The organism is Pseudomonas sp. GW821-FHT09C09, from assembly GCF_059418105.1.
Genome location: NZ_JBWKPF010000008.1, coordinates 90,318 through 101,436, shown reverse-complemented (window position 1 = coordinate 101,436; position 11,119 = coordinate 90,318). Strand labels below are relative to the sequence as shown.

Genomic DNA, 11,119 nt, shown 5'->3' with positions numbered 1-11,119 from the left:
GATTGCGCATCAGTCGGGGAAGAAGAGGTTTTCTTTTGTCTGCGAGCTATGTCTGGCTGTCGCCATCGTCCGGATCATCGGTGTCCGGCTCGTCGGTGGTCGAGTCGTCATCGTCCTTGCTGCCACCCTGATCCTGATCACCGGGTTCGGATTCGGACTTGGCGAGCATGATCACACCCGCGTGCCCCTGGGCCGCATTGAAGCCCTGTGCGGGCGCCGCGTTGCTCGCCCACGCCGCCGTGGTGCCAAGCGTCAGCATCACCAAAACCTTAAGCAACAACACTATGCGTTGAAAAATGCTCATAAGCGTTTCCATCCTTTCGTGGTTGAAGCCAGAGTGCCGGTCCGGCGCTGAATAAAATCTAGTTCCGATCAGCCGGGTTCACCAGATAGGACGCTAACCAATGCCCGGAAATGCCATGGCTGGACAGACCGCTTTCGAATAACCCCCATAACCGGATCAGCTAAGCGAGGCGGCCTTGCGGGTTTGCACGGGCTGGCTGGCCGAGACGCGCAAACGAGTCGCCAGACAAACCAGCGGGACCGACATAATGGCCAGCGCCGCACTGGCTACCCAGACACTGTGCCCACCGAACTGCCCGTATAACTGGCCGCTGAGCACCGGCGACAGCAACGCACTTGCGCTCCAGGCCATGAAGAACAGACCGAAGTACTGACCGCTTTTGCCGCTTTGCGCATGCTGCATGACCAGCACATTCAGCGGCGGCATGAACAGCGCCTCCCCCAGCGTCCAGACCACCGTCGACAGGCAGGCATAAACCAGCCCGGAACCCAATGGCAGCATGCCGAGCCCGACCGCCAGCAACACGCAACCGGCGATCAACGGCCGACGCGAGCCCCAGCGTTCGCCCCAATGCGAGATTGGAATCTGCAACGCCACGACAAGGACCGCGTTGATCGCGAACTGCCAGCCGATGGCCTCGGTACTCAAGCGATAGTAGTCGCGCAGATAGTTGCCGAGTGTGCTGTAAACGGTGTCGAACGCCATGCCGAGCAGGACGGTCGCCGCCAGCAGCCAGAGAAACGGTTTGTCGCGATATGGCAGGCCGGAGCCGGCCTGCGTCTCTGGAGTTTCGTCCGGGATCAGCACCGTTCGCCCCCAGGTCGTGCGGACAAACCACAGCAGCGCCACCAGCGTCAGCACCGCACTGATGAAGAACACCCAGCGAAAATCCGTCTGCGCCAGCACACCGCCCGCGATACCGGCGGCGGCCATCCCGAGGTTTCGCGCGATACGGCTCAAGGCCTGCGCCCGGGCGCGCTGTGCAACCTCGCAATATTCCATGATCAGGCGTTGATGCAACGTACGGATCGCGCCGTCGATCGTACCGCTGAGCAACAGCAACGCGGCCAGCAACGGCACTTGCGTCACCAGCCCGAGCCCGAGCAGCACCCAGGCTGAAACGAAGAACAGCGCCGCCGTCAGCCGCGCGGTGCGGATATGGTCGCTGAGCAAGCCGCCCAGCATCGAACCGATCAACAGTCCGCCGCCGTACGCCGCCAACAGCCAGCCGACCGTCTCGATGGCGAAACCCAGCTCCTGACGCAGATACAACGCCATGAACAGCTTGACCATGCTGCTCAGGCGATTGATGAACAACAGCGCCGCGAGTACCCAGGCCATGGTGCTGAAGTAACCGTCGAATCGCAGCAAGTGAGTGAACAACCCTCTCATTCCATTGATCCTTGGAGGTGCGTGAGCGTTGACACTAGCCGCCAGAAAGCGGGTTGTCGCCTGGACAATCAGTGAAGATTGAAATCCGGAGTCCGCTCACCTACTGATAGGAAAAGGCCTACACGAAGAGCCTGTGCACTCTTTTACATCGCACGTAGCATTGGCATCGAATTGAGAGTGCCTCCAGGCAACCAGGCGAGAGCCGAAAGCGCTCCACTGGTCTGAAAAGAGCGTCTTCATGATCGCAAAATCATCACGAAATCTTAGCTAGCCTATAACACAAAGAAATATTTTCATTTGCACGCACTTCATCGCATAAAACAAATAAAAATTTTCCTTAGAGAGTCGAATGAAAAGATCTAAAACTATGCATAATGCAAAAAAATATTTTCCTTGAGTCTGAAAATAGACCACAACAAAAAGGAATATTTTCCTTATGCGAATACAACGTAAAAGTGATGACGCAATCTCCGCTCAGTTAGGTGAGGCCCTGCGCGCGCGCCGCCTGCGCAAGGACATCACACAAGACCAGCTTGCAGACAGTGTCGGAGTCAGTACTCCCACGATTCAAAAGCTGGAAAAAGGCAAAGGCACCCTACAGTTACTGATCGCAGTGCTACGAGAGTTTGACTCTCTGGACCTTCTCTCCGGCCTGATCGAGCCTCCCCGTGCGAGCCCGATGGCTGCGGCTCAGACAGGCAAGACAGGTCGTGTCCGTGCGCTGGGGGCCGTTCGTACCAGCGACGGCCGGATACATGTCCACCAAAGCACTCAACCGCAGACATCACCAGAAAACAAAGAGCAGGGCAAAGCGAAACCTTTGCTGATACCAAGGAAGAAATGACGTGGCGATAACTGCAGAAGTGTGGATGTGGGATACCAAGGTAGGCGCTGTGCTTTGGGATGAAAGCCAGTCCCCCGCAACAGCAACATTTGAATTCGATCCAGCGTTTACGGAAATCGGACTGGAGATTGCACCACTGACCATGCGAGCAGTGGCAGGTGAGGTGTACGCCTTCCCATCGCTGAACGTTCAGGCTTTCAAATCTCTCCCGCCATGCCTTTCAGATTCGCTTCCCGATGACTTCGGTAACGCAGTGATCGACGCTTGGCTGGCCAAGGAAGGACGCGACCCCAACAGCTTCACTCCCGTTGAGCGATTGCTTTACATCGGCGCCCGAGGCATGGGGGCGCTGGAGTTCCGCCCTGCCGTGGACAGGGCCAGGACCAGGATCGAAAAGCTGGAGCTCGATTCTTTGGTGGAGCTTGCCGGACAGATCCTCGAGCAGCGTCAACAGCAGTTTGCCGGGCTGCAACTGGGTCATGAAGGCAAGCAGGGTGAGGAAGCGCTCAAGCATATGTTTCAGGTGGGTTCATCGGCTGGCGGCCAACGACCGAAGGCAATCATTGCCATCAATGAAAAGACCGGTGAGCTTTGCTCGGGACAAATCACGGCCCCGGCGGGGTACAGCTATTGGCTGTTCAAGTTCGACGTGCCCAAAGGGGCAAACTCACTGGGTGACCCTGCCGGCTTTGGCCGGGTGGAATACGCTTACCATCTGATGACTGTCGCCTCGGGGATTACCATGACCGAGTGCCGTCTGCACATTGATGGTCCTCGCGCTCACTTCATGACTCGCCGTTTCGACCGGATGGACGATGGTGACAAGATTCACGTGCAAACATTGTGCGCCATGGACATTGCCGACTACACCAAACCAGGCGCGTACTCTTACGAACAAGCGCTACTCGTAGCGAGGGATCTGAGTCTTCCCAGAGAGGATCAAATAGAGCTGTTTCGACGCGCCGTGTTCAATGTGATTGCGCGAAATCAGGACGACCACACTCGAAATATTGCTTTCCAGGTCTGGAGGGACGGCGTTTGGCGCCTGACTCCGGCATATGACATGTGCTGGGCTTATCGCGTCGACTCGCCATGGGTATCCACTCACCAGATGACCATCAATGGGAAAAGGGATGCCTTTACGGTCGAAGATCTGCTCGCACTGGCGAAACAGATCCCCAGGTTGAACGGGCGCAAAATCATCAAGGAGGTCGCCGATTCGGTTCGTCGATGGCGCGAATTCGCAGGTATCGCTGGCATTGAAAATGAAAAACTGATCGAAGAAATTGAACACAGCCACCGGCTGTATCTTGCGGACGACCTGTGAAGCAAAAACAAAAAAGCCCTGCAGGCGTAAACCTGCAGGGCTGTTCGGTCTGAACCCCGCAGTTTGCGCTGCAGGGAATCAGCACAGTAGATCAGCGCTTAGTGGTGCTCACGGGTCGCACGGAATTTCACGTCCGGCCAGCGTTCTTCCATCAGCGCCAGGTTGACCCGGGTCGGGGCGAGGTAGGTCAGGTGACCGCCGCCGTCCAGCGCGAGGTTTTCCACCGCCTTGTTGGAGAATTCCTCCAGCTTCTTCTTGTCGCTGCATTCGATCCAGCGCGCGGAGTACACGGTGATCGGCTCGTAGGAGCACTCGACCTTGTATTCCTCTTTCAGGCGGCTGGCGACCACATCGAACTGCAGCACACCGACGGCGCCGAGGATGATGTCGTTGCTGCGTTCCGGGAAGAACACCTGGGTCGCGCCTTCTTCGGCCAGCTGTTGCAGGCCCTGGCGCAGTTGCTTGGATTTCAGCGGATCGCGCAGGCGTACGCGGCGGAACAGTTCCGGAGCGAAGTGCGGGATACCGGTGAAGCCCAGGGTTTCGCCTTCGCTGAAGGTGTCGCCGATCTGGATGGTGCCGTGGTTGTGCAGACCGATGATGTCGCCGGCGTACGCCTCTTCCAGCTGTTCACGCTCGGAGGAGAAGAACGTCAGGGCGTCGCCGATGCGCACGTCCTTGCCGGTACGCACGTGGCGCATCTTCATGCCTTTCTCGTACTTGCCGGAGCAGATACGCATGAAGGCGATGCGGTCGCGGTGTTTCGGGTCCATGTTCGCCTGGATCTTGAAGATGAAGCCCGAGAACTTCTCTTCCACCGGCTCCACGGTGCGCTCGTTGGCTACGCGTGGCAGCGGACGCGGCGCCCAATCAACCACAGCGTCGAGGACGTGATCGACACCGAAGTTGCCCAGTGCGGTACCGAAGAACACCGGGGTCAGCTGGCCGTCGATGAACTCCTGCTGGTTGAACTCGTGGCAGGCGCCCTGCACCAGTTCCAGCTGCTCGAGGAAGCGGTCGTACTCGTCACCGAGGTGGGCGCGGGCTTCGTCGGAGTCGAGCTTCTCGATGATCTTGGTTTCGGTACGTTCGTGACCGTGGCCAGCGGTGTAGACAATGATGTAGTCGTCCGCCAGGTGGTACACACCCTTGAAGTCGCGGTAGCAACCGATCGGCCAGGTGATCGGCGCAGCCTTGATCTTCAGGACGGCTTCGATCTCGTCGAGCAGTTCGATCGGGTCGCGGATGTCACGGTCGAGTTTGTTGATGAAGCTGACGATCGGTGTATCACGCAGACGGCAGACGTCCATCAGGGCGATGGTACGTGGCTCTACACCTTTACCACCGTCGAGAACCATCAGGGCGGAGTCCACCGCGGTCAGGGTGCGGTAGGTGTCTTCGGAGAAGTCTTCGTGGCCCGGGGTGTCGAGCAGGTTGATCATGTGTTCGCGATACGGGAACTGCATGACCGACGTGGTAATGGAAATACCCCGCTGCTTCTCCATCTCCATCCAGTCGGATGTCGCATGGCGGTCGGATTTACGGGATTTCACCGTACCGGCCACTGCAATCGCCTTGCCCATCAACAGGAGCTTTTCGGTGATCGTGGTTTTACCGGCATCGGGGTGGGAAATAATGGCGAAAGTGCGGCGTTTCGCGACTTCGGCGGCCTGTCTGGTCATGGGAAATCGCCTGGCGGTGATTCAAAAAAGGGCCGCGATTATAGCCCAAGTCAAGACAATAACCGAACCGTTGAGCACATTAAGGGTGGCCAAATGCTGCCTCAGATGGGAACCTTTTAAAGCACGGAGACGTCCATCCCCTGTTACGACTTTTCGTCAGGGGCTGAAAAATCAGCAAGTTAGCCTGACGAGGCTGCGCTCATGGCTCGCTTTCAGACCGCTTTTCGCCGGTGCTGGGGGAGCTGCTTCTCGCGAACGTTCACTCCCGGCAGCCAGGCATGGCATGCCACTCGGGACAGCGTCCGCCGACTATAAAAAAGGAGTCCGCCTGTGGCTATCCGCTATGGCAAAGGGCTGATGGGAGGTGCGGTGGTGATCGCGCTCCTGGCCCTGCTGGTCCACTGGATCGGCATCAACACGATCGAACACTACCGCGACGATTTGTTGTTTTACCTGCAAGCTCATCTGATTCTTGTCCTCGCTTCAATGCTGGCCGCCCTTGTCGTGGGCATCCCCGCCGGTATCTTCCTGAGCCGCCCGACCATGGTCGGACGCGCCGAACGCTTCATGCAGATCTTCAACATCGGTAACACCGTGCCACCGCTGGCCGTACTGGCGATTGCCCTGGGGATTCTCGGCATCGGCAGTGGTCCGGCGATCTTCGCTTTATTCCTCGCCTCACTCTTGCCGATTGTGCGCAACACCTACGAAGGCCTGAAAAACGTCCAGGGCTCGCTAAAAGAAGCCGCCACCGGCATCGGCATGACCCCGCGTCAGGTGTTGTGGCAAGTCGAGTTGCCCAACGCCGTGCCGATCATCGTCGGCGGTGTGCGAGTGGCCCTGGCGATCAACGTCGGTACGGCGCCGCTGGCGTTCCTGATCGGCGCCAACAGCCTCGGCAGCCTGATTTTCCCCGGCATCGCCCTGAACAACCAGCCGCAACTGCTGCTCGGCGCCGCGTGCACCGCGCTGCTGGCCCTGCTGCTCGATGGCGTGGTCACCCTCGCCAGCCGTCTCTGGCTGGAACGCGGTTTGCGCCCGTCTTAAGGCTTCGGCAAAGGAATATTCATGAAACGACTTAGCTTGATCTTGGGCTGCGTTCTGCTGTTCGCAGGATTTGCCCAGGCGGCGGAAAAGCCGCTCATTCGCCTCGGTGCCCGAGTGTTCACCGAACAAACCCTGCTCGCAGAAATCACCGCCCAATACCTGCGCAGCAAAGGCTACGACGCGCAGACCACCGGCGGACTGGGCAGCAACCTCGCCCGCAGCGCCCACGAAAGCGGGCAACTGGACATGCTCTGGGAATACACCGGCGTGTCGCTGGTGGCCTACAACCATGTCTCCGAAAAACTCGACAGCGAACAGTCCTACGCCCGGGTGAAAGAACTCGACGCGAAAAAAGGCCTCGTCTGGCTGACCCCGTCGAAGTTCAGCAACACCTACGCCCTGGCCCTGCCAAAAAAGGTCGCCGAGGAATATCCGCAGATCAGCACCATAAGCCAGTTGAACGATGTGCTGCGCAGCGAGGCCAAGAGCAATCATCTGGTGGCGCTGGACACCGAATTCGCCAATCGCTCCGACGGCCTTAACGGCATGGTCAAGCTCTACGACATGAACCTGACCCGCCAGAACATCCGGCAGATGGACGCGGGACTGGTCTACACCGCACTGCGCAACGGCCAGGTGTTTGCCGGTCTGGTCTACACCACCGACGGTCGCCTCAACGCGTTCGGCCTGAAGCTGCTGGAAGACGACAAGCATTACTTCCCGGACTACACCGCCGCCCCGGTGGTGCGTCAAGCCTACCTCGACGCTCACCCGCAACTGGCGGCGCAACTCAAGCCGCTGGCCGAGCTGTTCGACGACGAAACCATGCGCCAGCTCAATGCGCGGGTCGATGTCGATCACGAGAGCCCGTCGAAAGTCGCTGCCGATTTCCTGCGCCAGCACCCACTGAACTGAAGGAGGAGAAGTCATGGAATTCCTGAACGCCTTTTCCCACCTCGACTGGCAGCAGGTGATGCACCTGACCTGGCAGCACATCACACTGGTCGGCATCGCCGTCAGCCTGGCGATTCTCATCGGCGTGCCGCTGGGCATCCTGATGACGCGTTTCCCGAGCCTCGCCGGCCCGTTGCAGGCCAGCGCCACGGTGCTGCTGACCGTGCCGTCGATTGCACTGTTCGGCCTGTTGCTGCCGTTCTACTCGAAGTTCGGCCAGGGCCTCGGCCCGATGCCGGCGATCACCGCCGTGTTCCTTTATTCACTGCTGCCGATCATGCGCAACACCTACCTCGCCCTGACAGGCGTCGAACCGGGCATTCGCGAAGCTGCACGCGGCATCGGCATGACCTTCGGCCAGCGCCTGCGCATGGTCGAGTTGCCGATCGCGGTGCCGGTGATTCTCGCCGGCGTGCGCACCGCCGTGGTGATGAACATCGGCGTGATGACCATCGCCGCGACCATCGGCGCCGGCGGCCTCGGCGTGCTGATCCTCGCCTCCATCAGCCGCAGTGACATGTCGATGCTGATCGTCGGCGCGCTGCTGGTCAGTCTGCTGGCGATCTTCGCCGACCTGTTTTTGCAGTGGCTGCAACGCTCTTTGACTCCAAAAGGATTACTCAAATGATCGAACTTCAAAACCTCAGCAAGACCTTCCAAAGCAACGGCAAAGATGTGAAAGCCGTGGACTCGGTAAGCCTGACCGTCAATGAAGGCGAAATCTGCGTGTTCCTCGGGCCATCGGGTTGCGGCAAAAGCACCACGCTGAAAATGATCAACCGCCTGATCAGACCGACCTCGGGCAAGATCCTGATCAACGGCGAAGACACCACCGACCTCGACGAAGTGACCCTGCGTCGCAACATCGGCTACGTGATCCAGCAGATCGGCCTGTTCCCGAACATGACTATCGAAGAGAACATCGTGGTGGTGCCGAAACTGCTCGGCTGGGACAAACAGAAATGCCACGACCGCGCCCGCGAACTGATGAGCATGATCAAACTTGAACCCAAGCAATATCTGCATCGTTATCCGCGAGAGCTGTCCGGCGGCCAGCAGCAACGGATCGGCGTGATCCGCGCACTGGCGGCGGATGCACCGTTGTTGCTGATGGACGAACCGTTCGGTGCGGTCGACCCGATCAACCGCGAGATGATCCAGAACGAGTTCTTCGAGATGCAGCGGGCGCTGAACAAGACCGTGATCATGGTCAGTCACGACATCGACGAGGCGATCAAGCTCGGCGACAAGATCGCGATCTTCCGCGCCGGCAAGCTGTTGCAGATCGATCATCCGGACACCCTGCTGGCGCATCCGGCAGACGACTTTGTCAGCAACTTTGTCGGCCAGGACAGCACGTTGAAACGTCTGTTACTGGTAAAAGCCGAAGATGCGGCGGACAACGCTCCATCCGTGAGCCCGGAAACTCCGGTGGCCGATGCGCTGGAATTGATGGACGAGCATGACCGTCGTTACGTGGTGGTCACCTGCGCCGAGAACAAGGCACTGGGTTATGTGCGACGTCGCGACTTGCATCGCCAGACCGGGACCTGTGCGCAGTTCCTGCGTGAGTTCAACGCCACGGCTGCGTACGACGAGCATTTGCGCATCCTGTTGTCGCGCATGTACGAGTTCAATCGTGCGTGGTTGCCGGTAATGGATGCCGAGCGAGTGTTCCTCGGCGAGGTTACCCAGGAGTCGATTGCGGCGTATCTGAGTTCGGGTCGCTCGCGCGGAATGAAGACCAATATCGTGTCACCGGCCGAGGCGGTGGCCTGATCAAAAGCAAAAGGGCTGTTCGACGGCCCTTTTTTTCGACCACCGGATCCTCAAGGCCGGGATTTTTTCGCCGACGATGAGCCGGCAAGAAATATCAACACACCAGAGCGCCGAACCCGGCCGATTTTGTCAGCTTCAACCAGCAAATCCCCCCTCACCTGCCCTTCTCGCCGCCAACGTCGCCGATGTTGAAGTGATCGTAGTTATCTGAGAGTTGGCGCACATCAGCATCGAACGTGCAGGTATTTTTAACACCTGAAAATTATTGCGGAACATCTGACCGTCATCTCGGTCGGCTACAAAGAGTGATATCCGCGACGCACGTCAGAAGCGTGCAGAAACGCGACATTTTTAGTTGATCTCAGGCCCCTCACGCCCTAAAGTTCGCGCCGAACGTCCATGCTGGAAACGATCCATCCGGCTCAAGTACTGACGACGAGACAGCAAGGCCAAGGGCAACGACCCATGGCCTTTTTGCTTTCGGCGACATGCCTTGGGAAGTAGGCGAACCAAAGTGGGGATACGGAGGACGTTCATATGCACCCATTGATTAACGACGTTTGCCACTAGGAGTCCCAAGTATGTCGATCCAGGTCGAAGACTATTTCGCGCGCGAAACCTTTCAGAAAATGAAGGCGTTCGCCGACAAACAGGAAACCCCGTTCGTGGTGATCGACACCGCGATGATCGCCCAGGCCTACGATGACCTGCGCGCCGGTTTCGAATTCGCCAAGGTCTACTACGCAGTCAAGGCCAACCCGGCCGTCGAGATCATCGACCTGCTCAAAGAGAAGGGTTCGAGTTTCGACATCGCCTCGATCTATGAGCTGGACAAAGTGCTGAGCCGTGGCGTCAGCCCGGACCAGATCAGCTACGGCAACACCATCAAGAAATCCAAGGACATCCGCTACTTCTATGAGAAGGGCGTGCGTCTGTTCGCCACCGACTCCGAAGCCGACCTGCGCAACATCGCCAAGGCTGCGCCGGGCGCCAAAGTCTACGTGCGCATCCTGACCGAAGGCTCGACCACGGCCGACTGGCCACTGTCGCGCAAGTTCGGCTGCCAGACCGACATGGCCATGGACCTGCTGATCCTCGCCCGTGACCTGGGTCTGGTGCCGTACGGCATCTCGTTCCACGTCGGTTCGCAACAGCGTGACATCAGCGTCTGGGACGCCGCGATCGCCAAGGTCAAAGTGATCTTCGAGCGCCTGAAGGAAGAAGACGGCATCCACCTGAAACTGATCAACATGGGCGGTGGCTTCCCGGCCAACTACATCACCCGCACCAACAGCCTGGAAACCTACGCCGAAGAAATCATCCGTTTCCTGAAGGAAGACTTCGGTGATGACCTGCCGGAAATCATCCTGGAACCGGGCCGATCGCTGATCGCCAACGCCGGTATCCTGGTCAGTGAAGTGGTACTGGTTGCGCGTAAATCCCGCACCGCCGTCGAGCGTTGGGTGTACACCGATGTGGGCAAGTTCTCCGGCCTGATCGAAACCATGGACGAAGCCATCAAGTTCCCGATCTGGACCGAGAAGAAAGGCGAGATGGAAGAAGTCGTGATCGCCGGCCCGACCTGCGACAGCGCCGACATCATGTACGAAAACTACAAGTACGGCCTGCCGCTGAACCTGGCCATCGGTGATCGCCTGTACTGGTTGTCGACCGGTGCGTACACCACCAGTTACAGCGCCGTAGAGTTCAATGGCTTTCCGCCGCTGAAGTCGTTCTACGTGTAAACGTCGATGCCGTAATGCAAAAAGCCCATGACGTGTCATGGGCTT

The 11,119-nt window shown here is 58.6% G+C and carries 10 protein-coding genes; 7 read left to right on the top strand and 3 right to left on the bottom strand.

What is annotated here, in order from left to right:
* Positions 1-46: 46 nt before the first annotated feature.
* The gene (locus AC07NR_RS23415) at positions 47-304 is read right to left on the bottom strand and encodes a hypothetical protein (protein WP_114881403.1); all 258 of its coding nucleotides are present in this window, start codon (positions 302-304) and stop codon (positions 47-49) included.
* Positions 305-460: 156 nt separating this feature from the next.
* A complete protein-coding gene (locus AC07NR_RS23410; protein ID WP_495079577.1) occupies positions 461-1,696 on the bottom strand; it encodes an MFS transporter in 1,236 nt (411 codons plus the stop codon).
* A gap of 436 nt (positions 1,697-2,132) precedes the next feature.
* Here AC07NR_RS23410 and AC07NR_RS23405 point away from each other — a divergent pair, with 436 nt between their 5' ends.
* Positions 2,133-2,540 (top strand): helix-turn-helix transcriptional regulator, encoded by a 408-nt coding sequence (locus AC07NR_RS23405; protein WP_423204899.1) that lies wholly within the window; start codon positions 2,133-2,135, stop codon positions 2,538-2,540.
* Between the two features lies 1 nt (position 2,541).
* Positions 2,542-3,867 carry a type II toxin-antitoxin system HipA family toxin gene (locus AC07NR_RS23400; RefSeq protein ID WP_248738333.1) on the top strand — a complete coding sequence of 442 codons (1,326 nt, stop codon included), beginning with the start codon at positions 2,542-2,544 and terminating at the stop codon, positions 3,865-3,867.
* A 98-nt stretch (positions 3,868-3,965) separates the two neighbouring features.
* On the opposite strand, the gene AC07NR_RS23395 is transcribed toward AC07NR_RS23400, so the two are convergent.
* Positions 3,966-5,549: a peptide chain release factor 3 gene (locus AC07NR_RS23395; protein ID WP_085608055.1), complete on the bottom strand. Its 1,584-nt coding sequence runs from the start codon at positions 5,547-5,549 to the stop codon at positions 3,966-3,968.
* 357 nt (positions 5,550-5,906) lie between these two features.
* Between AC07NR_RS23395 and AC07NR_RS23390 the strand changes: the two genes are divergently transcribed.
* The 5 genes from AC07NR_RS23390 to AC07NR_RS23370 all read left to right on the top strand — a co-directional run bounded on the left by AC07NR_RS23390 (position 5,907) and on the right by AC07NR_RS23370 (position 11,074).
* Positions 5,907-6,596 (top strand): ABC transporter permease, encoded by a 690-nt coding sequence (locus AC07NR_RS23390; RefSeq protein WP_170931630.1) that lies wholly within the window; start codon positions 5,907-5,909, stop codon positions 6,594-6,596.
* A 21-nt stretch (positions 6,597-6,617) separates the two neighbouring features.
* A complete protein-coding gene (locus tag AC07NR_RS23385) occupies positions 6,618-7,511 on the top strand; it encodes a glycine betaine ABC transporter substrate-binding protein (protein ID WP_495079576.1) in 894 nt (297 codons plus the stop codon).
* Positions 7,512-7,524: 13 nt separating this feature from the next.
* Positions 7,525-8,178: an ABC transporter permease gene (locus tag AC07NR_RS23380; RefSeq protein ID WP_085729571.1), complete on the top strand. Its 654-nt coding sequence runs from the start codon at positions 7,525-7,527 to the stop codon at positions 8,176-8,178.
* Positions 8,175-9,329 (top strand): osmoprotectant ABC transporter ATP-binding protein OsmV, encoded by a 1,155-nt coding sequence (locus tag AC07NR_RS23375; RefSeq protein ID WP_248738336.1) that lies wholly within the window; start codon positions 8,175-8,177, stop codon positions 9,327-9,329. The genes AC07NR_RS23380 and AC07NR_RS23375 overlap by 4 nt, the downstream gene beginning before the upstream one ends.
* A 581-nt stretch (positions 9,330-9,910) precedes the next feature.
* Positions 9,911-11,074: a type III PLP-dependent enzyme gene (locus AC07NR_RS23370; RefSeq protein WP_039769212.1), complete on the top strand. Its 1,164-nt coding sequence runs from the start codon at positions 9,911-9,913 to the stop codon at positions 11,072-11,074.
* Positions 11,075-11,119 lie beyond the last annotated feature (45 nt).

What these genes read in the sequence shown, in the direction of transcription:
- AC07NR_RS23395 (WP_085608055.1), bottom strand. Translation starts at nt 5,549, where the DNA reads ATGACCAGACAGGCCGCCGAAGTCGCGAAACGCCGCACTTTCGCCATT.
- AC07NR_RS23390 (WP_170931630.1), top strand. Translation starts at nt 5,907, where the DNA reads ATGGGAGGTGCGGTGGTGATCGCGCTCCTGGCCCTGCTGGTCCACTGG.
- AC07NR_RS23375 (WP_248738336.1), top strand. Translation starts at nt 8,175, where the DNA reads ATGATCGAACTTCAAAACCTCAGCAAGACCTTCCAAAGCAACGGCAAA.
- AC07NR_RS23380 (WP_085729571.1), top strand. Translation starts at nt 7,525, where the DNA reads ATGGAATTCCTGAACGCCTTTTCCCACCTCGACTGGCAGCAGGTGATG.
- AC07NR_RS23405 (WP_423204899.1), top strand. Translation starts at nt 2,133, where the DNA reads ATGCGAATACAACGTAAAAGTGATGACGCAATCTCCGCTCAGTTAGGT.
- AC07NR_RS23410 (WP_495079577.1), bottom strand. Translation starts at nt 1,696, where the DNA reads ATGAGAGGGTTGTTCACTCACTTGCTGCGATTCGACGGTTACTTCAGC.
- AC07NR_RS23415 (WP_114881403.1), bottom strand. Translation starts at nt 304, where the DNA reads ATGAGCATTTTTCAACGCATAGTGTTGTTGCTTAAGGTTTTGGTGATG.
- AC07NR_RS23385 (WP_495079576.1), top strand. Translation starts at nt 6,618, where the DNA reads ATGAAACGACTTAGCTTGATCTTGGGCTGCGTTCTGCTGTTCGCAGGA.
- AC07NR_RS23370 (WP_039769212.1), top strand. Translation starts at nt 9,911, where the DNA reads ATGTCGATCCAGGTCGAAGACTATTTCGCGCGCGAAACCTTTCAGAAA.